Consider the following 20,252-nt stretch of genomic DNA (forward strand, 5'->3'; position numbering starts at 1 on the left):
CATCAGACCAGCAGGACGAGCTTCCCGCGCACATGCCCGTTCTCACCGGCCCGGTGCGCCTCCGCGACCTCGCTCAGCGGGAAGGTCTGCGCGACCGGGAGCGAGAACCGTCCGGCCTCGATCAGCGCGCCGATCTCGCCGAGCACATGCACCGCGCGGCCCGCGTCTCCCCGGCTGAACCTCACGCCGTACTGCTGCGCGCCCGCGAAGTCGGCGACCGTGATGACGTGTTCGGGGCCGCCGGCGAGGTCGATCAGCTCGGGCAGGACGCCGCTCCCCGCGACGTCGAGGGCCAGGCCGACGCCGTCCGGTGCGAGTGCGCGCACCCGCTCGGCCATCCCCTCGCCGTACGCGACGGGCTCGGCTCCCAAGGAGCGCAGGTAGTCATGGTTGGCCGAACTCGCCGTGCCGATCACGCGGGCGCCGCGGACCACGGCGAACTGCACCGCGGCGCTGCCGACACTGCCGGACGCGCCGTTGACGAGCAGCGTGCTGCCGCTCTCGACGCCGAGCTGGTCCAGCGCGCGCATCGATGTCTCGATGGCGGCGGGCAGCGCGGCGGCGCCGGCGAAGTCGAGCGAGGGCGGGACCGGCGCGTAGTGGGCCAGCACCGCCAGCTCGGCCTGGGCCCCCTCCTGGGCACAGAAGCCGAACACGCGATCCCCGACGGCCACGTCCGTGACGCCCTCGCCGAGCTCGTCGACGACGCCCGCCGCCTCATAGCCCAGGGTCTGCGGGAGCTGCTCGTCCATCAGGCCCTCGCGCTTCTTCCAGTCGCTCGGGTTGAGTCCGGCGGCGCGCACCGCGATCCGCACCTGGCCGGGGCCCGGGTGCGGATCGGGCAGCTCCACGATCTCGAGGACCTCCGGGCCGCCGAACCGGCTGAAACGGGCCGCCTTCATCGCACACACGCTCCTCGCTCATCGCACGTCCCAGGCTGTGCGTTCCTCACACCGTACGTAGCCTCTCAGCGGGCCGCGCGCCGGTAGGTCCCCGGGGTGATGCCGTACGCGCGCTTGAACCACCGGTTGAAGTGGGCCTGATCGGAGAACCCGGCGGCTGCCGCCGCGTCCGCCGCCGATCGTCCGCCGGCCAGCAGGTGCCGTGCGTGGCGGAGCCGCAGGAGGCGCTGGTAGTGGCTGGGTGCCACGCCGTACTCCGTACGGAAGGCTCGGTACAGGGCGAAGCGGCTGCAGCCCGCCGCGGCGGCCAGGCCGTCCGCCGAAAGCGGCTCGAGGAAGGCGTCGTTGAGGAGCGTGTGCGTTTGCCGCGCGGCCCGGCGCTGCGCCTCGCCTTCCAGCGTGCGGGTGCGGGGCGCCCGCGTCGCGCCGCGCTGCGCGAGCGTCACCACGGTCGTCGTCAGCAGCTCCTCGCGCGCCAACTCATCGCAAGGGCGCACCAATGCCGCGTGCAGGCGGGCCAGGACCCCGGTGAGCCGGGGGTCCGCCAGCACGGGGCGGACGAACAGCGGCATCGCTCCCGCGCCATGATCCGCCGCGTCGCCCAGGATGTCGCGCACGACGGACGGACCGATGTGCACGATGCGGTACTGGTACCCCAACTCGGCGGCGGCACGGCCGTCGTGGATCTCATCGGGGTTGAAGGCCATCACCATGCCCGCGCCACTGGTGTGGTCGGCCCCGCGACAGTGGAAGGTCTGCGCGCCCAGGTCGGTGATGCCGAAGGAGTAGGTGTCGTGGCTGTGCGGCGCGTACACGTGGCGGAAGAAGTGCGCGTGCATCGCCTCCAAGGGGCGGGCCTCATCGCGCCAGCGTTCAAGTCACGGGGAGATCCGTCGGACAGAGTCGGCGCCATGGCAACGAACGCGAGGAACGCGGCTACGGCTGGCGCGACGGGTAAGGCACGCAAGGCATACAAGGCATACAAGGCGCGCAATCCGCACGTACTGCTGATGGTGACCATGGTGCTGTGGGGGAGGGGGACCGTCCCGCCTTCTGGGCGACCTGCTCTTTCTGCTCAGCGCGGTGTGCTGGGCGGCCTACACCCTGGTCGGACCCGCGCGTGCTGGCGGGCATGGACCCGCTGCGGGCCACCACGTACGCGACGTGCGCGGGGGCCGTGCTGCTCGGCGTGCTCGCGGTCCCCGATGTGCCGGAGGTGGCGTGGGGCGAGCTTCCGGCCGCCGTCTGGTGGAACATCGCCTACCTCGCCGTCGGTGCGGCGGCCGTGGCCAACCTCCTCTACTACCGGGGGGTCGGGGCCGTGGGCCCGGCGCCGGTGCCGTGCTCGCGGTGACGCGGGGCGGCGGCAAGGCCGAAGCCCCGGTCCCCGGCCCGCGGCGCTGAGGCCGGGGAGGGCTGGGGACCGGAACATGCGGCAGAGGGGCTACCGGCGACTCAGAGAACACCCGTGTTCGCCGGGTCGGTCAGGTCGGTGGTGACCGGGCCGGGCGGGCAGATCTCCGGGGTCGGGCCCGGCGGGCAGATCTCCGGCTTCACCGAGGGCTTGCCCGGCTTGCGGATCTTGTTCTTGTTGTCCTTGTGCGTCTTGCGCAGGTCCTTCTTGACCGGCTTGTTCGTCTTGTTCGTCTTGTTGGCGGGGGCCTTCGACTGCCAGGAGGTGACCGTGCCGTTCGGGGTCAGCTTCACGTACACGCCGTCGTTGATGGTCACCGCGGCCTTGTTGACGGCCGTGAGGGTGCCCAGGTGCGTCTTCCCGAGCCAGATCTCGGCCTGGTAGCCCTTGGAGAGCTTGTAGACCTTCGCGGTCATGCCGCCGCGCAGCTTCACGGTCTTCACGTACGTGCGCTTGGTCTGCTTCTTGGCGACCGTGGAGGTCTCGGGGCCGGTGGGCTGCTCGCAGGCCAGGGCGGTGGCGGCAGAGGCGCCGAGGGTGGCGGTGGCCGCGAGGGCGATGACTCCGGTACGCAGGGACTTGCGCATGGCGGTGCTCCTTGAATAGCTGAGTGTGGGGGGATTTCGCCGTTGTGCGGACCCGTGTTCCGTCCGCTTTCCGACACTTCTAAGCTAAATGCGGCTTATCTACGGCTTTGCAAGGTCTTGTAACGGCCTTTACTCGACTGCCGCGCGGGCACCTCACAGTGTGCCGGGCTGCGCCACGCAGGGTCCTCATGGCGCCGCCCGCGGCCCTGATCGCGCAGGTCAGGGGGCGACGGAGAGGACGAGCTTGCCGGTGGTCCTGCCGGTCTCCCCGCGTTCGTGGGCCCGGGCCGCCTCGGCCAGCGGGAAGACCTCGTCGACGAGCACGCGCAGGTGTCCGCCCTCGACCAGGGACGTGACCGCACGCAGCCCCGCCTGGTCGGGCTCGACGAGCATGAACACCGCGCGCACCCCCGCCGCCCTGGCCTCCTCGGTGGGGAAGGCGTCGTCCGGCGGCACGATCGAGACCAGCGTTCCGCCCGGCCGCAGCACGCGCAGGGACCGAGCCCAGGACGCCCCGCCGAGGCAGTCCAGGACGACATCGACACCCTCGTCACCGAGTACGCCGGCGACGTCCTCGTCTCGGTAGTCGATCAACTCGTCGGCGCCCAGCGAACGCAGCAGCCCGTGCTTGGCGGCGCTGGCCGTGCCGATGACGTACGCGCCCCGGGCCTTGGCGATCTGCACGGCCAGGTGACCGACTCCACCGGCGGCGGCGTGAACGAGCACTCGCCGGCCCGGCCGGACGTCCGCCGTGTCGACGAGGGCCTGCCAGGCGGTGAGGGCGGCGAGCGGCAGGGCGCCTGCCTGGACGGGGGTGAGGCCCGGCGGGACGGGGGCGAAGTGGCGGGCCGGGCCGGTGACGTACTCGGCGTAGGCGCCCGCCGGGTGCGGGAAACAGGGCATGCCGAGCACCTCGTCGCCGACCTGGAAGAGGGTGACCCCGTCGCCCACCTGCTCGATCACTCCGGCGACGTCGAAGCCGAGGGTGAAGGGCGGGAGGGAGCCGTCGGCGAAGACGCCCCGCTCGCGCGTCTTCCAGTCCGCCGGGTTCACGCCCGCGGCGCGCACGCGGACGAGGACCTCGCCCCGCCCCGGCACGGGCCGCGGCACTTCGACGAGCTTGAGGACATCGGGTCCTCCGGCGGTGTCCTGGGAGATGGCGCGCATGGTGACGGTGGAGGGAGAGGTGACGGTGGAGGGAGAGGTGACGGTAGGGGCGGCGGTGGAGGAAGAGGTGACGGTAGGGGTGGCGGTGGGTGGGGCGGCCTCATGCATGGCGGTGACGCTCTCTTCTGCGGGAAATCCTGAAGGCGACTTCCGGTGGTCCGCGCCCGGTCCTCCCGGGCGCGCCCCCAGCCTGTCCAAGCGGCGAGGCCCCCAGTAGTGGCCCGATGGCCACGGAATGAAAGGATCGGGTCATGCACCGCGTCGGCGTACTGGCCCTGGACGGCGTCGTCCCCTTCGAACTCGGCATCCCCGCACGGATCTTCGGCGCCGCCCGCGACACCGAGGGCCATCAGCTGTACTCGGTGACCACGTGCACCGTCGACGGGGGAGCCGTCCGCACCGAAGGCGACTATCAGCTCACCGTTTCCCACGACGCGTCCTTGCTCGCCGACGTCGACACCGTGGTCATCCCGCCCTCCCACGCGCTGGGCCCCATCCGCGAAGAAGGCCGCCTGCCCGACACCCTGCGCGAGGCCCTGGCCGCCATGCGCCCCGGAACCCGAGTGATGGCGATCTGCACGGGCACCTACGTACTGGCCGCCGCCGGACTCCTGGAGGGCCGCCCCGCCACCACTCACTGGCGGGAAGCCGACCGGCTGCAGCGCATGTACACGACCGCGCGCATCGACCCCGACGTCCTCTTCGTGGACGACGGCGACATCCTCACCTCGGCCGGGGTGGCCGCAGGCATCGATCTGTGCCTGCACGTCGTACGCCGCGACCACGGCAGCGACATCGCCAACGAGGTCGCCCGCTCCTGCGTCGTACCGCCATGGCGCGACGGCGGCCAGGCCCAGTACATCCGCCGCCCCGTCCCCGACCCCACGGCGCCCGGCACCGCCCCCACCCAAGCCTGGGTCATGGAACGCATCGGCGAGCCCGTCACCCTGGCCGACATGGCCGCCCACGCGAACGTCAGCGTGCGCACCTTCACCCGCCGCTTCCGCGACGAGGTCGGCATGAGCCCCGGCCAGTGGCTCATCCGCCGACGCGTCGACCTCGCCCGCCACCTGCTGGAGACCACGGACTGGCCGGTCGACCGCGTCGCCGACCGCGCGGGCTTCGGCACGGGGGTCTCCCTGCGCCAACACCTGCACGCTGCGCTCGGGGTCACGCCGCAGGCGTATCGGCGTACGTTCCGTCCTGCGCACGCGGTCAGTCCGTAGAGAAGGAACGAGAGGGAGGGGGGAGCCGTGGCCGGCTTCGTGCCGATGGATCTCGTGCATCTCGCCGACGACGAGGGCAACAGCGTCCGCGTCGATCTGGTCCTCTACGAGCGGAAGTTGGACGCATGGGCGGCCGCGCTGGACGCGCTCGACGCGGGGGAGGACATCGCCTGGATGGAGATGTCCCGTGGCGCCTCGCTCTGCATCCGGCTCGCCGGTGAGCGTGACTGCCCTGAAGCCGACTTCGCGCAGTGGGCGGCCAGGCATACCGCCGAGGAACTGACGGAGCCGTTCACCTTCGTCGTCGGTCTGGACGGAGCCCTGCGACTGGCCCCGCGCCGACGGGGAGCGCCGGCGGGTGGAGGAGGTCAGCAATCAGCCGACCGGATACTGCCCGGACACCGCGTCACGGCCGGTCGTGGCAGCGGCGCTCGGTCAAGTCGGCCTCGGGCACCCGGACTTCTTCACGCACGAGGTCGTATTCCGCCGCTGTCCCGGCTGCCGTGAGCGCAGCATCGTGCGCGAGGACCACTACGCCTGTGTCTTCTGTGATCTGGACCTTCCGGGGGAGTGGAACCTGGACTCGGACTCTGTCGACGAGGAACCCAGCTGATGCCGAAATCCCGCCAGGCTGCACCTGAGCCATTCCCCAGGTCGTCCCCCGGTTCGTCCTCCAGGAATTCCTCCAAGACCTCCCCCAGGACCTCCGCGCGCGCCACCTCCCGTCCCCCGACACCCTGGACCGCGACCCCCAGCGGCGGCGGCTGGCTCCCGCACGGATTCCACCTCGACCCCCACTCCCACCCCCAGGGCCAGCTCGTGTACGCCGCCGCAGGCGCCCTGGCCACCACGACCGAACGCGGCACCTGGGTCGCCCCCGCCCACCGGGTGACGTGGACGCCGCCCGGCTTCGCGCACTCCCACCGCATCTACGGCAGGACCGACGCCCGACTCGTCGCCGTACCGGCCGAGTTGTGCGACGAGCTCGTGGCACACCCCAGCGTGTTCGCGGTGAGCCCCCTGCTGCGTGAGGCCCTCCTGGCGCTGACCGACCGGCAGGAGTCCCGCCCCGGCGCCCACCGACGGCTGCTGGCGGTCGTGGTCGACGAGCTCGCCGAGACTCCTGAGCAGTCCCTGCATCTGCCCGAACCCCGTGACGACCGGCTGCGCGCCGTCACCGACCTCCTGCACGCCGATCCCGGCCGGTCCGTGACCCTGGCCGAGCTGGGCCGCTCCGCCGGGGCGAGCGAGCGCACCCTGAGCCGTCTGTTCCACACCGAGCTCGGCATGAGCTTCCACCGCTGGCGCACCACCCTGCGCATCCACCACGCCCTGGCCCACCTCACCAACGGCATGTCCGTCACCGACACGGCGATGGAGTGCGGGTGGTCCAACCCCTCCAGCTTCATCGACGCGTTCACCGAGGTCGTGGGCCAGACCCCGGGCCGCTACCAGGCGGACCTGCGCGACGACGCGAGGACGAAGAGCCCCGGCTGACAGGCGGCCGACGGCCGACGGCCGATGGCAGATGGCTGACGACGGCTGCCTTCGCCTGCTGGCGGCTTTCCGGTATTGGCTGTCCATTCACCAGTTGGCGGCTATCTCTGTGCGGCCCACAGTGGGGTGCACGACGCCGCACGATCACCGAAGCGGCCCGCACAGAGAACCGGAACACACCATGGTTGAGACCAGCACCAGCGAGAACACCGCCGTCGTCATCATCGGAGCCGGAGTGGCAGGGCTCACGCTCGGCAATTTCCTGCTCCGCAACGGCGTCGACTGCATCGTCCTGGAGAAGCACAGCCGCGCCTACGTCGAGCAGCGCCAGCGCGCCGGGACCATCGACACCTTCGGGGTGCGCATGCTGCGTGCGTGGGGACTCGAAGAGGTGCTGGAGGGCAACCCCGTCGCGGAGACCGGGGGCGTCGGCTTCTTCCTCGACGGAGAGGCACTGCCGGTCGACTTTGAGGACGACGACAGCGAAAGCGTCTTCTGCCCCCAACAGGTCCTCGTACGCAACCTCACGAACGTCTTCCTGCGCGAGGGCGGAGACCTCCGCTACGAGGCTGCCGACGTCGCCCTCACCGATCCCGACAGCGATCTCGACAGCGAGCGCCCCCGCGTCCGCTACCGGGACACCGACGGCGCGACGAAGACCCTCAGCTGCGACTTCGTCGCAGGCTGCGACGGCGACCGCGGGGTCAGCAGGGCGTCCGTGCCCGCAGAGGCCCTGACGCGCTACGCGCACGAGTACGGGTACTCCTGGCTGAGCGTCCTGGCCGACGTACCGGCGAGCCCCTCGGGCATGGCCATCCACGCACGGGGCCTCGCCGGAGTGATCCCCCGCGGCGCGCACGCCAGCCGCCTCTACCTCCAGTGCGCAGGCGACGACACGCTCGCGCAGTGGCCGGACGACCGCATCTGGAGCGAACTGGACGCCCGATTCGGCACCCCCGTGACGAGCGGCCCGATCATCGACAAGCGGCTCGTGCCGCTGCGCAGCGTGGTCTACAGCCCGATGAGCCACGGCAGGCTCTACCTGCTCGGGGACGCGGCACACATCGTTCCGCCGATGAGCGCGAAGGGAATACACCTCGCGCTCCACGACGCCGAGGTGTTCGCCCGTGCCGTCATCAGGCAGGCGCAGAAGGGCGATGCGAGCCTGCTCGACCGCTACTCGGAGACCTGTCTGCGCCACATCTGGAACTACCAGGCATTCGCGGCCTGGATCACCGACCTCATGCACAACGCCGGGGACGCCGCCTACGAAGGAGAGTTCCGCAAGCAGATCGCCCGGGCGGAACTGGAGCGCCAGTTCACCTCGCCCGCGGCGAACCGCCTCTTCACCGAATTCATGGCCGGAGTGAACTAGGGCCTGTCTGAAGGGTTCTGACGGGTGATCACTGAGGTGTTCGCGGGGTGGACGGGTGCCCATCGAACCAGGTCGGACCCCTCGCGGACCGACCGGTGGGCAGTCGGCGCCTCCGGCGTACGAACAATGGCTCAAAGTGATTTAACGTTCAACCGTATGGGGCGGCATGCTGGTCGGAGCGTCGGCAACCGCCCGGGTGTCCGGCGCAACACCCCCTCTGACCAACGGAGATGACCCGAGATGAGCATGAGCCAGACCCTTCCGCTTCGCCTCCACCACCACGCCTGGATCACCGACGACCAGGAAGCCAACCGGCGCTTCTACGAAGACGTGATCGGCCTGCCCCTGGTGGCCACCTGGACCGAGCGCGAAGTGCTGTCCGGGGCCGAGCGCGCCTACAGTCATGCCCTCTACGGGCTGGCCGACGGCAGCGCGCTCGCCTTCTTCCAGTTCGCCGACCCCAAGGACCAGGAGGAGTTCAAGACCGAGATCAATTCCACCCCCTTGCGCCACATCGCCTTCAAGGTCGAGGCGGAGGCCCAGGAAGCCATGCTCAAGCGCATCACCGCGGCCGGCCATGCGGAGGCGAACGCCCATGTGATCGACCACGGGTTCTGTGTCTCGCTGTACGTCACGGACCCCAACGGGCTGATACTGGAGTTCGCTGTCGACCACCCCGACGTGGAGAAGATCGACGCCGAGCAGCGCACCACGGCACACGCCGACCTCGCGCGCTGGCTCGCAGGTGACCACACCAGCAACAACCGCTGGCGCTGACCTCCGCCGCCGGCCCGAGCCGCCGACGCGCAGCGCACCGAGTCGACGAGGCGGCGGGTCGTAGTCGGATTCCGCCGAGTTGACGTCGGGTGGTGTCGGAAAGCGGTGTGGTCGAGCCGGATTCTGGATTGGGCGGCGCGGTAGGCGGAGCGTGGCTTCTGTCCTGATCGACCCAGGCAGAGGAGAGTCCGTGGACACCGATGTGCTCGTCGTCGGCGCCGGCCCCACCGGCATGACACTGGCCAACGAGCTGCTGCTGGCGGGGGTGTCGACCATGCTGGTCGACAAATTGTCGCAGCGCAGCGACCTGTCCAAGGCGGGAGGCGTGCAGTCCCGCACACTGGAAGCGCTCGACCAACGCGGGCTGCTGGAGCCCCTGTTGGCCACCGGAGACCACCCCGTCACCACGGGCCACTTCGCCGGTGTCCCACTTCCGCACCGCTCCCACCGACACCAACTGCCCTGGCGGGCCGTACCGCAGGTGGTGATCGAGGGGTTCTTCGAGCAGCACCTCGCCGCGCACGGCCTCCACGCCCGCAGGGACAAGGAACTGGTCGGCCTCGCCCAGGACGGCGACGGGGTCACCGCGGCCTTCGCCGACGGCACCACCCTCCGCTCCCGGTACCTCGTCGCCGCCGACGGTGCCCACAGCGCCGTACGGTCTCTCCTGCGGGCCGAATTCCCCGGTCAGCCGGGCACGTTGACGGTCACCGCCGCCGACGTACGACTGAGCGGAATCGAGCAGTGCGCGTCGCACACCTGGAGCGAGGACGGGCACTGGGCGGCGCACTTCCCGCTCGGCACCGATCCGCAGGGCAGGCCGCTGCGGCGGCTGGTCCTCGGCGGGCCGGACCAGTTACGGCCGAGGGAGACCCCGGTCACCGAGGACGGCATCCGCGACGGCCTGAGCACCGTGTTCGGCACGCGGGTGCACCTCCTCGAACTGCGCTACGCCCGCCGCATCACCAACGCGTCACGGCAGGTCGAGCAGTACCGGCACGGGCGGGTCTTCCTCGCGGGCGATGCCGCCCACGTCCACCTTCCGCTCGGCGCCCAGGGCATGAACACCGGGATGCAGGACGCGTTCAACCTCGGCTGGAAGCTCGCCGCCGCCGTGCACGGCTGGGCGGCGAAGGACCTGCTCGACACCTATCACGACGAACGGCACCCGGCCGGGGCCGCCGTCCTGCGCAACGTACGGGCCCAGAGCCTGCTGATGGACTGGGCCGGTACCCGCGACCCGGAGGTGGTGGCCGCCCGGGAGATCTTCAGGGCGATGGCCCAACTCCCGGACGTCCAGCACCATCTGGCCGACCTGATGTCCGGGATGGCCAACCGCTACCCGATGCCGGGCACCGAAACCCATCCACTCGTCGGCCGCCCCGCACCGGACCTGCACCTCGGCCCGACGCGGGTACACGCACTGCTGCGCTCCGGACACGGCATCCTGCTGGACCCGGCCGACGCGTTCGCCAAGGCTGCCGACCCGTGGTCGGACCGGGTGGACCGGGTGGGCCAAGGGGCCGACACCGAGCCGATGCTCATCCGGCCGGACGGCTACGTGTGCTGGGCAGGCGAGTCCGACCTGGAACCGGCCCTCGACCGCTGGTTCGGTGAACCCCGCTGAGCCGTGCGTGCGCCTCCTACGCGACGGCGGTCCCCTCCAGCTCGACCAGCTGGCCGGGGACCGCCAGCCGCGTCACCCCGAGCATCGTGGAAGTCGGCGCCACCCCGGCGGCACCCAACCGCGCCGCCAGCACACCGTAGTGAGGGAAGAGCTGATCGACGTCGGTCGTGTAGACGTTGAGCCGCACGAGGTTCGCGAGCGTCATGCCGGCCTCGCCGAGCACGGCCTCCAGGTTGTCGACGCTCAACGCCAACTGCGCCGCCATGTCGCCTTCATGCTGAGGCTTGCCGTCGCTGCTCATCGCGGTCTGCCCGGAGATGTACAGGGTCCGCGTGTGCCCGGAGACGACTTCACCCTGGTTGAAGCCCAGCTCCACCGACCACGGCACCGGGTTGACCGCCGTTCTTTCCACTGCCACATCAGCTCCATTCGATTCATTCATCACAAGCGCGTACGTCCAACGGCGCCGCAGCCACCGGCCCTTGACGCCCGTCGCCTCAAGGAGCCTGGCAACAAATCACGACACCTTCAGTCACGTATTCGAATAGAGTTCCCGCATGCGTGCCGACCGGTTGGTGTCACTGGTCCTCCTGCTGCGCCGGCGCGGCCGGCTGACGGCGGACACGCTGGCCCGCGAGCTGGAGGTGTCCACCCGCACCGTGCTGCGCGACATCGAGGCGCTGTCCGCGGCCGGCGTCCCGGTCTACGCCGAACGCGGCAGGCACGGCGGCTTCGCGCTGCTGCCCGGCTTCCAGACCGAGCTCACCGGACTGAACCACGACGAGGCGCTCGCCCTGCTGGCCGCCGGGTCGGGGCGCGGCGGGGAGCAGGTGTTCGGCCTCGGCTCGGCGTTGGCCTCGGCCATGCGGAAGGTGGTCGACGCGCTGCCCGAGAACCACCGGACCTCCGCGAACGAAGCGGCCCGGCGATTCCTCGTCGACCCGGAGACCGACCTGCTCTCACGCCAACCGGCCACGGAGGAGGTATCCGGCACGACAATGATCGAGATCAGACGTGCGGTGCTCTCCGGCCACAAGCTGCGCATCCACTACGCGGCCACGGGCCAGAGCGCACAGTGGCGCACGGTCGACCCGATCGGCCTGGTCACGGTGCGCGACCGGGGCTACCTGCTGGCCACGAGAGCGGGCGCGGACCGCACCTACAGGCTGTCGCGAGTGGTGGCCGCGGAAGCGCTCCCCGAACCGGCACAGCGCCCCGACCAGGTCGACCTGGACCGGATCTGGCGCGAACGCTCCGCACAGTTCCTCTCCGGCGGCGACCACATCACCGTGCAGGTACGGGTGAACCCGGCACGGCGCGAGGAGCTGCTGGACACCGCGCTGGCGGTCCGCGCGGAGGCCCCTGACGCGGACGGCTGGCTGCGCCTCGAGGTGACCTTCCAGGACTCCCGCCACGCCGAATGGGCGCTGTGGCAGCTCAACACGGACGCCGAAGCCCTGGCTCCGCAGTCGTTGCGCGCAGCCCTGCACAGGCACGCCACCGCGATGGCCACCCATTACGAAGCCCGAACCTGACAGCACGAACCTGGAAGGCGGACTCAACGACTCCGGAGCAGGGCGGTACGAGGTGTCGGTCCTGGTGCTACTGCAAGAAGGCGCGGGCGCCGCGAAGCCCAGTGGACAGGGCACGTTGTGTCCGAGTGCTGTCCAGACGAACGTCCAGCGGACCCGGAGGACCGACCTCGGCGCGGCGGCCCACGGCCAATCGGGAGACATCCAGGCCATCACGGGCGGCGATCAGCACGCCGAGCTCATGACGGCTCACAGCATCTGAACCGGCAAGGTGCACCACGCCCGCATGCATGGAGTCGGCCAACTCAAGAACGGCCCCTGCGAGATCGCCGACATGCACCGGGCACCGGATGTCATCCTCGAAGAGAACACCGTCGCGTCGCCCCATGGCCAAGTCATGGACGCGCACCTCGTGCTCGGAACCACCGTCACCGATGATGAGCGAGGTGCGAGCGATCAAGGCGCCCGGCGCGACCAGGCGGATCGCCGTCTCTGCCGCGGCCTTCGCCGCCCCGTACGGAGTGATCGGATCCGGCAGGGCGGACTCGTCGTAGTGGACGTCTGCGCCGGAGAAGACGGCGTCACTGGACATGTGCACCAGCCGGGCTCCGTACCGGACGGTGGCCATGGCCAGGCGGATCGCGCCCTCAGCTGTGATCGCCCAGTCGGCCTTGCGGTACGCCGCGTTGATGACGACCTCCGGCCGAGCCGTCTTGAGCGCCCGCGTGATCTCGTCGCCCCGGCGCAGGTCCAGGGGCAGCCAGCGAACGCCAGGGACATCACCGGCACGGGTCGCGAAGGTCGCCGTCACCCCATGCCCGGCCGCCCGCGCCTGCCGAGCCAACTCACGGCCCAGGAAGCCGCTTCCGCCCACGATCAGAACGTTCATGCATCACGCCCCTCCCCAGAACGCGTGGCGGCGCGGAGCGCCCTCCTCATGCGGCTGCGCCGTCGATCACTGCCCCACCCGTCCGTCGACGCACTCGCGCAACAGGTCGGCGTGGCCGCAGTGGCGGGCGTACTCCTCGATCCGGTGCACCAGGAGCTCCCGGACGGCGATCTCGTCCTTGCCCAGGCGCACGCCCAGATCGGAGTGCCGGGCCAGCTCGGCGTCGGTCGCGGCCTGCTCGCGTTCGAGCGTGGCGAACGCGGCGTCCACCTCGGTCTGTTCGGCGACCGCCCCGATGAAGTCCCCGTCGGGATCCCCGTACAGCTTCGGCAGCGGCTCGCCGTCGCTGATCCAGTTGAGCCAGTCCCGCTCCACCTCGGCGAGGTGACGGATCAGGCCGAGCAGCGACATCGTCGACGGCGGCACCGATCGGCGGGCCAGCTGCTCCGGGTTCAGGCCCTCGCACTTCATCCGCAAGGTCGTGCGGTAGTCCTCGAGGTACTCCTGCAGCGTCGCGAGCTCGCCCTCGGGGCCGTCTCCTTCGCGCTCGCGGGGGTCGTCGGCCGGGTCGACCCACATGTCGGGGTAGACATTCGCCTGGGTCCAGCGTTCGGGTTGGTCGCTCATGCGGGCCATCGTCGTTCGTGGGGCCCGTGCTCGCCAGCGAGTTTTGAGGGAATGGGCCCTCTGGTTACCGGACACGGGACACGAGACACGGGAACGGGTATACGGGCACGCGGGCCGTGAGGCACGGGTGACAGGGGATATGAGAGGAGGCGGGGTGGCGTTCCCGGTGACTGTGCGCCCGGGGTCGCGATCCCGCCTCCCTCATCAGCCGGCTGAGCCCTCTCGGCCTACTTGAGCTTGTGGCACGCCTTCTTCGAGTCGTGCTTCCACTGCACGCACACGAGCGTGCCCTTGGGGAGCTTCGGGCCGCCCGTGCCGTTCGGCTTGCCCCACTGGACCTCGGCGGTCTGGCCGTGCTGCACCGCGCGGGCCTTGCGCCAGTCCATGCCGACGTGGGCCTTGCGCTGGCCCGGCTTCTTGTACAGCCAGCGGGCCTTGCCCGCCTTGTACGGGGACTTGGAGGTCTGGATGTAGTTCAGACCACGCTTGCTGGACCCCTTCTTGTTCCAGTAGAAGAAGGTGGCCGAGTACGTGCACGTACCGTGCTTCTTGCGCGCACAGGGCGTGGCCTGGTGCCGGTCGACCTGCGCGGCGGCCTTCGCCCGGACCTGGCCGGACCCCTGGCCCTGGCTCTGGCTCTGGGCCTGAGCCGCCGGTACCGCGGCCGTGACGGCGAGTGCTGTGGCGGCGCCAAGGAAGAGCGCCTTCCCCGTGTGGTTCAACACGTGCTGATGACCTCCAACGGAAGGTGGTGACGTCATCAGCCATCTAACGATCACCGCCGGGCTCCCCGCAATTGTCCATTGGGGCAATGAGCCCTGAGCGCTCGTCAGGGCCCACTGAGCGTGCGAGGGAGTCGGTCAGCCACAGGTAGGCCGTTCCGGGTGTGACGGGGGCGGCATCGGCCTCCGCCGCCAGGCGCCAGTAGCGGCGCATGCGCGGCTCGCGGTCCAGAGCCACGTACGTGAGCAGTCGGCGCCTGAAGCGTGGCGTGTCGCGGTCCGCCCGCGCCCAGGCGTGTGCCGCGACGAAGCGGTCCAGGGCGGGGCCCGGGCAGGGAGGTTCGTCCGCGTGCAGCAGTGGCTCCGCCAGGGCGCACGCCTCGCCGATCCCGGTCATCAACTCGTCCTCGTCCGCGACCACTTCGGCCGTCGACCGCGCCCTGTCCCGCAGGCGGCGCGTCAGCGTCCGGTCGCCGGCCAGTGCGAACAGCTCGGCGAAGGCCACCACTTGCCGTGGTGTCGGGTCGGCGGGCAGTCCCGGCACCGCCAGGGTCACGAACGCGCTCAGCATCGCCTCCGACACCGGCGCGGCCATCGACCGTCTCCAGAAGTCGATCAGCGCGTCGCGGGCGGCGCTCCCGTTCTGCACGGCGGCCAGCAGGTGGAGGAGCAGGTGGAGGCGGTCCGCTCGGTGCGTCGGTCCGCCGGTCTCTTCGAGCGCCCGCAGTGCGGCCCGTCGCCACGCCAGGTCCGTGAACTCGGCGTCGAGCGCCGCCCGTTCGGCGGCCACGGCCTCCGCGATGGAGCGCTCGCCTGCGAGTACGCAGCGGATGGCGGGCAGCCCGAGTCCCAGCCGACGCAGGCGGCTGACCAGGGTGAGCCGCTCCACCGCCGACGGGGCGAACCTGCGGTGTCCGCCCGTGCTGCGCACCGCATCGATGATGCCTTCGTCGCAGTAGAAGCGAATGGTGCGCACCGGGACGCCGGTCCGCCGCGACAGGTCGCCTATCCCGAACGTCTCGTCGAGCAAAGGCACTTGAATCTCCACTGGGCTGGAGTTTCTACCGTACCGGCGTCACCGAGTGAGGGGAGTTCTTGATGATGAGGTCGACGCCGGCCATGGCCCGGCTCGTGGAGGGGCTCAGGGAGCAGACGGGGGGCCTGGCCCGGGTGGTGGGCGTCGCCGGAAGCCGCGGGGCCTCGGACCTGCCCGTGCCCACCTGCCCCAAGTGGTCGCTGCGCACCCTGGTCGGCCACGTCGGCCAGGAACATCGGTGGGCGGCCGAACTCGTCCGCACGGGGGAGCAGTTGCCCGTACCGGTGCCGGAGCTCGCCGATCCCGGTGCGCCTGAGGGCTGGTCGCGGTGGTTGTACGAGGGCGCGGAGGAGCTGATCCGTGCGGTCGAGTGCCTCGGTGCGGACACCGAGGTGCGCACGCTCTTCGGGCCACGCCCGGCCGGGTTCTGGCTGCGCAGGGTGCTGAGCGACACGTGCGTGCACCACTACGACGCGGTGGTGGCGACGCACAGCGCCAGTGAGATCGTCAGCGGGATCGCCAGTGAGTTCGCTCACGAGATCGCCGACGACCTCGCGGCCGAGGTCATCAGCGAGACCTTGGACCTGCTGTCCACGCCGGGCTTTGAAGCGGTCAGGCCGGGCGTCGGTCAACTGCGGGGGAGGGGAGAGCGGATCGGGCTGCGGCCCGCCGCCGCCTCCGTGGAGGGCTGGGTGATCACCAGGGCTTCCGAGGGGCTGAGTTGGGAGCGGGAGCGCGGGCCGGTCGAGGCCGACGTGGTGGTGTCGGGGGCGGTCGTGGAGCTGATGCTGGCGATGTCCGGCCGTGTCCCGGTCCCGGGCGGGGACGGCGGGGTGTCGGTGACGGGTGACCGCGCGCTGCTGGACCACTGGCTGGCCCACTCCGCCTTCTAGCTCCCGCGCTGACCTGTGGCTATGCCGTCCCGTTCTGGGGCCATCGGAAAGAGGACTTTCCCTTGATCAGTGGCGCCGCCTTAGGTTCCCGGTGTCCGGCGGCGGACGGACCGGATCACGTGGTCCGGTCCGCCGCCACATCCCGCGATGAACAAGGAGGTTCAGCCATGGCGCCCCAGACCTTCGCCGCCACCGGCGACGCATCCGGCTCCGATCCCCGCCCACGCCCCGGCCGCCGGGCCCGACCAGCGGTGCCCGGCGACGGCATACCACCGTCACTCGTCCTTCTCCTCGCCCTCGCCTGCGGCCTGATCGTCGCCAACAACTACTACGCGCAGCCGCTGCTCCCCGACATCGCCGCCGCCCTGCACACCTCCTTCGACGCGGCGGGGCTGACCGTCACCCTCAACCAACTCGGTTACGCCGCAGGGCTGGTGCTGCTCGTCCCGCTCGGCGACCTGCTCTCCCGGCGCCGCCTGGTCGTGGTGATGCTCGGCATCGACACCCTGGCTCTGGCCGCCGCGGCCCTCGCCCCCGGCGCCGCCGCCCTGGTCGCCGCGCTCACCGTCGTCGGGGTCACCGGCGCCGCCATCAACGTTCTGATCCCGTTCGCCGCCACCCTCGCCGCCGACTCCCGGCGCGGAAAGGTGGTGGGGGCGCTCATGACCGGTCTCCTGCTGGGCATCCTGCTCGCCCGCACCGTCGCGGGCGCCCTCGAGGAGATCGCCGGATGGCGCTGGGTGTACGGGGTGGCCGCTGTCGTCATCGCCGCTCTCACCGTGACGCTGTGGCTGCGCATGCCCGACCTTCCGGCCGCCGAGCGCCCCCGGACGGCAGGGGGCGCCCAGATCACACGGGGCGCCCGGTATCGGCAACTGCTCGTGTCCACCGCCTCGTTGGTGCGCACCGAAGGCTTCCTGCGCCGCCGGATGATGATCGGCGCCCTCGGGTTCTGCAGCTTCCAACTCCTGTGGACCGCCATGCCGTTCCTGCTGCACACCGCGCCGTACCACTACGGTGCCGCCACCATCGGCCTGTTCGGGCTGCTCGGCGCCGCCGGAGCCCTGTGCGCGCAGCCTGCCGGACGGCTCATGGACCGGGGCCTGGCACACCGGGCCAGTGGGGGCTTCCTGCTGGCGATCGGCCTGGCCTGGGCGCTCGCCGCGGGCGGCGGGCACCTGGCCTTGCTGATCGCGGGCATCCTCGTGCTGGACATCGGCGTCCAGGGCATCCACGTACTCAATCAGGCACGGATCCTCGGGTACCGCCCGGAGATCCGGTCGCGGGTCACCACCGCGTACATGACCGCCTACTTCCTCGGCGGATCGGTGGGCGGCGCGCTGGGGGTGCGCCTGTACGCGGACACCGGCTGGGGCGGGGTGTGCGCGGCCGGAGGCGTCCTCATGGCTGCCGCGCTCGTGCTGTGGCTGACCGAGCCCCGTCATACGGATGTCGGCACGGTCGGCACGGTCGGCACGCCGGACTCTGCCTGAGCCCTGAAGAGAACACGGGCCCCCGCCCTTCGAACCGTCCGTCCAAGAATCTCCAAGGATCAGAAAGGCACAGCAATGCGCATCTTCGTCGCCGGTGCGACCGGCGCCATCGGCCGGCACCTCCTGCCGCTGCTCGTCCAGGCCGGGCACGACGTCCTCGGCGCCACCCGGAGCGCCCACGGGCTCGCCCTCCTGGAGCGAGGCGGAGCGCGAGCGGTTCAGCTCGACGTCTTCGATGCCGACGCCGTCACCTCCGCGCTCACCGGATTCCGGCCGGACGTCGTCATCCACCAGCTCACCGCGCTGAGCGGCGGCAGCCCCGCCGACAACGCCCGCATCCGCAGCGAAGGCACCCGCAATCTCGTCGATGCCGCGAAGAAGGCGGGCACCGGCCGCATCGTCGCGCAGTCCATCGCGTGGGCCTACGCTCCCGGGCGCGCACCGGCCGGGGAGGGCGCCGCCCTGGACCTGGCCGCCCCGGAACCGAGGGCCACCTCCATCGCGGGCGTGCGCGCCCTGGAGGACACCGTGGCCGAACTGCCCGAGCACGTCGTCCTGCGCTACGGGACCCTCTACGGGCCCGGCACCTGGTTCGCCCCGGGCGGGTTGATGGCCGACAAGCTCGCCGCCGGACAGCTGCCCGCGAACGACGGTGTCTCCTCGTTCGTGCATGTCCACGACGCCGCCCGGGCCGCCGTGGCGGCGCTGACCTGGCCGGACGGTCCCGTCAACATCGTCGATGACGAACCTGCCCCGGCCCACGCCTGGGTCCCCGTCCTCGCCGCCGCCCTGGACCGGCCCGTGCCCGCCCGCACCAGGGGCGGCGCTCCCTGGGAACGCGGCGCGGCCAACGCCCTGGCAGCCTCGCGGGGCCTGACGCTCGACCACCCCACCTGGCGCACCGGTTTCGGCAACCAGGACTGACCGGCACGTGCGCGCGCCTGTCCGGGTGCCGGACAAGGCGGCGGAGGAGCAGCGGATCAGCCGCCGACGGCCACCGGCAGCCGCGCGAACCCCCGCAGGACCCGGGTCTGGCGCCGCCGGGGCGGTCCGGCGATCCGCAGGTCCGGGAAGCGTTCGTAGAGCTGGCGCAGCGCCACCCGCGCCTCCAGTCGAGCCAGACCGGCCCCCAGGCAGTAGTGCACGCCGGAGGAGAACGCGATGTGGTCGGCGGCGTTGTCGCGCGTCACGTCGAAGCGGTGCGGGTCGTCGAAGACGGCCGGGTCCCGGTTGGCGGCGGCGAGCAGGACGAGCAGGGGCTGGCCCCGGGGCACGCGGACGCCGTCGACGGCCGTGTCCTCGTACGCGACGCGCAGGGTCAGCTGCACCGGTGCGTCGAAGCGCAGCACCTCGTCCACGGCGTTCGCCCACAGGCCGGGGTCGGCGCGCACGGCGTCCAGCTGGGCGGGGTGGCCGTCGAACAGGGCCACCGCGTTGCTGATCAGGCCCACGGTGGTCTCGAAGCCGGCGCCGAGGACCAGGAGCCCGACCGCGCGCAGCTCGACCTCGTCGAGTGCGTCGTCCCCGTCGAGCAGCGCGAGGCGGCTCAGCAGGTCGTCGCCGGGGTCCGCGCGCAGGCGCCGCACATGGCCGGTGAACCACTCGGCGAGGGCCGTCACACCCCGCTCGGCCGAGCGGTACTGCCGCCAGGTCAGCCCCGGGTCCAGGAACAGGGCCGCGGCGTCGCCCCAGCGCAGCAGGTCAGGCCGGTCCGCAGGGCGGACGCCCAGGAGGTCGCCGATCACCGCCACCGGCAGCTGCGAGGCGAACCGCTCGACCAGGTCGAACCGCCTCGCCCCGTTCCCCGCCAGCGAGTCGAGGAGCTGCGCCGCGGTCTTCGTCACCCGCTCCTCCAGGGCGGCCACGTGCCGGGGCGTGAACGCCTGCGACACCAGGCGGCGGTAGCGCGAGTGCAGGGGCGGGTCGACGGCCAGCATCGAGGGCGGATCCAGCGGGCCGCGGACCTGGTCGCGCGTGACCCGCTCCAGCAACTGGGCCGCCCTGCCCGGCAGTTCGCCGTGCCCGCCGCCCACGCCGAACTGATCGCTGCGCAGCACGGTGTTGGCGGCGGCATGCGATACCACCGCGCCGAGGCCGGGCCTGAGGACCACCGGGCCGCGGCGGCGCAGTCCGGCGTAGAGCGCCATGCGGTCGGCGCGCTGGGGCTCCAGGGCGATACGGGCGAGCGGGTCGCCGCGCAGGGCCCCGAGCTGCAGCACGGTGCGGGGCAAGCGCTGGGAGATGCCCCAGCGGACGGCCGAGGCGGCGAAGTCGGGCAGAGGCGACTTGGCGGATATGTCCTGCTTCATCGGGTGGCCCCTTCAGCGGAAGTAATCAACGATTGCATCAGGGGGACGGGGCCGGGTCAATCCCCGTCGGCACCGGGCAACCCCGGGCAGTGCAAGGGGAGTTGAGGGATTTCCCCCACGGGGCGGTACGGCCCTGCCGGGCGGCGCTCCCGTCCTGCGTCGGCTCCGGTCCCAGGCAG

Annotated in this window: 21 protein-coding genes; 11 read left to right on the forward strand and 10 right to left on the reverse strand. The window is 71.4% G+C overall.

Annotated elements, in window-relative coordinates; translation table 11 throughout:
• Positions 1-2 precede the first annotated feature (2 nt).
• Entirely contained in the window at positions 3-902 is a 900-nt protein-coding gene (locus ACQB60_RS20120; protein WP_496927393.1) for an NADP-dependent oxidoreductase, read from the reverse strand.
• A gap of 65 nt (positions 903-967) precedes the next feature.
• The gene (locus tag ACQB60_RS20125; protein ID WP_496927553.1) at positions 968-1,741 is read right to left on the reverse strand and encodes an AraC family transcriptional regulator; all 774 of its coding nucleotides are present in this window, start codon (positions 1,739-1,741) and stop codon (positions 968-970) included.
• Between the two features lie 293 nt (positions 1,742-2,034).
• On the opposite strand from ACQB60_RS20125, the gene ACQB60_RS20130 reads away from it, so the two are divergent.
• The gene (locus ACQB60_RS20130; protein ID WP_496927394.1) at positions 2,035-2,256 is read left to right on the forward strand and encodes a hypothetical protein; all 222 of its coding nucleotides are present in this window, start codon (positions 2,035-2,037) and stop codon (positions 2,254-2,256) included.
• Between the two features lie 101 nt (positions 2,257-2,357).
• Here the strand turns inward: ACQB60_RS20130 and ACQB60_RS20135 are convergent, their stop codons facing one another.
• Together ACQB60_RS20135 and ACQB60_RS20140 are read right to left on the reverse strand one after the other, a co-directional pair.
• Positions 2,358-2,903, reverse strand: coding sequence for a hypothetical protein (locus tag ACQB60_RS20135; RefSeq protein ID WP_496927395.1), 546 nt, complete (start codon positions 2,901-2,903; stop codon positions 2,358-2,360).
• Between the two features lie 219 nt (positions 2,904-3,122).
• The gene (locus ACQB60_RS20140) at positions 3,123-4,070 is read right to left on the reverse strand and encodes an NADP-dependent oxidoreductase (protein ID WP_496927554.1); all 948 of its coding nucleotides are present in this window, start codon (positions 4,068-4,070) and stop codon (positions 3,123-3,125) included.
• Positions 4,071-4,321: 251 nt separating this feature from the next.
• On the opposite strand from ACQB60_RS20140, the gene ACQB60_RS20145 reads away from it, so the two are divergent.
• The 6 genes from ACQB60_RS20145 to ACQB60_RS20170 all read left to right on the forward strand — a co-directional run bounded on the left by ACQB60_RS20145 (position 4,322) and on the right by ACQB60_RS20170 (position 10,572).
• Complete coding sequence (locus ACQB60_RS20145; RefSeq protein WP_496927396.1) at positions 4,322-5,296, forward strand: GlxA family transcriptional regulator; 975 nt, start codon at positions 4,322-4,324, stop codon at positions 5,294-5,296.
• A 27-nt stretch (positions 5,297-5,323) separates the two neighbouring features.
• Complete coding sequence (locus ACQB60_RS20150) at positions 5,324-5,803, forward strand: DUF5959 family protein (protein WP_496927397.1); 480 nt, start codon at positions 5,324-5,326, stop codon at positions 5,801-5,803.
• Positions 5,804-6,115: 312 nt separating this feature from the next.
• Positions 6,116-6,793: a helix-turn-helix domain-containing protein gene (locus tag ACQB60_RS20155; protein WP_496927398.1), complete on the forward strand. Its 678-nt coding sequence runs from the start codon at positions 6,116-6,118 to the stop codon at positions 6,791-6,793.
• Positions 6,794-6,974: 181 nt separating this feature from the next.
• Entirely contained in the window at positions 6,975-8,168 is a 1,194-nt protein-coding gene (locus ACQB60_RS20160; protein WP_496927399.1) for a 4-hydroxybenzoate 3-monooxygenase, read from the forward strand.
• A 246-nt stretch (positions 8,169-8,414) separates the two neighbouring features.
• A complete protein-coding gene (locus ACQB60_RS20165; RefSeq protein ID WP_496927555.1) occupies positions 8,415-8,945 on the forward strand; it encodes a VOC family protein in 531 nt (176 codons plus the stop codon).
• 190 nt (positions 8,946-9,135) lie between these two features.
• Positions 9,136-10,572: an FAD-dependent monooxygenase gene (locus ACQB60_RS20170; protein ID WP_496927400.1), complete on the forward strand. Its 1,437-nt coding sequence runs from the start codon at positions 9,136-9,138 to the stop codon at positions 10,570-10,572.
• 16 nt (positions 10,573-10,588) lie between these two features.
• On the opposite strand, the gene ACQB60_RS20175 is transcribed toward ACQB60_RS20170, so the two are convergent.
• Positions 10,589-10,984 carry a RidA family protein gene (locus tag ACQB60_RS20175; protein WP_496927556.1) on the reverse strand — a complete coding sequence of 132 codons (396 nt, stop codon included), beginning with the start codon at positions 10,982-10,984 and terminating at the stop codon, positions 10,589-10,591.
• 145 nt (positions 10,985-11,129) lie between these two features.
• Between ACQB60_RS20175 and ACQB60_RS20180 the strand changes: the two genes are divergently transcribed.
• The gene (locus ACQB60_RS20180) at positions 11,130-12,107 is read left to right on the forward strand and encodes a helix-turn-helix transcriptional regulator (protein ID WP_496927401.1); all 978 of its coding nucleotides are present in this window, start codon (positions 11,130-11,132) and stop codon (positions 12,105-12,107) included.
• 67 nt (positions 12,108-12,174) lie between these two features.
• Here the strand turns inward: ACQB60_RS20180 and ACQB60_RS20185 are convergent, their stop codons facing one another.
• The 4 genes from ACQB60_RS20185 to ACQB60_RS20200 all read right to left on the reverse strand — a co-directional run bounded on the left by ACQB60_RS20185 (position 12,175) and on the right by ACQB60_RS20200 (position 15,378).
• A complete protein-coding gene (locus ACQB60_RS20185) occupies positions 12,175-12,993 on the reverse strand; it encodes an SDR family oxidoreductase (protein WP_496927402.1) in 819 nt (272 codons plus the stop codon).
• A gap of 66 nt (positions 12,994-13,059) precedes the next feature.
• Positions 13,060-13,620: a DinB family protein gene (locus ACQB60_RS20190; protein WP_496927403.1), complete on the reverse strand. Its 561-nt coding sequence runs from the start codon at positions 13,618-13,620 to the stop codon at positions 13,060-13,062.
• 227 nt (positions 13,621-13,847) lie between these two features.
• Positions 13,848-14,345 carry a hypothetical protein gene (locus tag ACQB60_RS20195; protein ID WP_496927404.1) on the reverse strand — a complete coding sequence of 166 codons (498 nt, stop codon included), beginning with the start codon at positions 14,343-14,345 and terminating at the stop codon, positions 13,848-13,850.
• Between the two features lie 43 nt (positions 14,346-14,388).
• The gene (locus tag ACQB60_RS20200; RefSeq protein ID WP_496927405.1) at positions 14,389-15,378 is read right to left on the reverse strand and encodes a MerR family transcriptional regulator; all 990 of its coding nucleotides are present in this window, start codon (positions 15,376-15,378) and stop codon (positions 14,389-14,391) included.
• A 62-nt stretch (positions 15,379-15,440) separates the two neighbouring features.
• On the opposite strand from ACQB60_RS20200, the gene ACQB60_RS20205 reads away from it, so the two are divergent.
• The 3 genes from ACQB60_RS20205 to ACQB60_RS20215 all read left to right on the forward strand — a co-directional run bounded on the left by ACQB60_RS20205 (position 15,441) and on the right by ACQB60_RS20215 (position 18,688).
• Positions 15,441-16,271 carry a maleylpyruvate isomerase family mycothiol-dependent enzyme gene (locus tag ACQB60_RS20205; protein ID WP_496927406.1) on the forward strand — a complete coding sequence of 277 codons (831 nt, stop codon included), beginning with the start codon at positions 15,441-15,443 and terminating at the stop codon, positions 16,269-16,271.
• Between the two features lie 167 nt (positions 16,272-16,438).
• Positions 16,439-17,764: an MFS transporter gene (locus ACQB60_RS20210; RefSeq protein ID WP_496927407.1), complete on the forward strand. Its 1,326-nt coding sequence runs from the start codon at positions 16,439-16,441 to the stop codon at positions 17,762-17,764.
• A 75-nt stretch (positions 17,765-17,839) separates the two neighbouring features.
• Entirely contained in the window at positions 17,840-18,688 is an 849-nt protein-coding gene (locus ACQB60_RS20215; protein ID WP_496927408.1) for an NAD-dependent epimerase/dehydratase family protein, read from the forward strand.
• 56 nt (positions 18,689-18,744) lie between these two features.
• On the opposite strand, the gene ACQB60_RS20220 is transcribed toward ACQB60_RS20215, so the two are convergent.
• A complete protein-coding gene (locus tag ACQB60_RS20220; protein ID WP_496927409.1) occupies positions 18,745-20,073 on the reverse strand; it encodes a cytochrome P450 in 1,329 nt (442 codons plus the stop codon).
• Positions 20,074-20,252: the final 179 nt, after the last annotated feature.

The organism is Streptomyces odontotermitis, from assembly GCF_050510915.1.
In the GTDB taxonomy this organism is placed as follows: Bacteria; Actinomycetota; Actinomycetes; order Streptomycetales; family Streptomycetaceae; genus Streptomyces.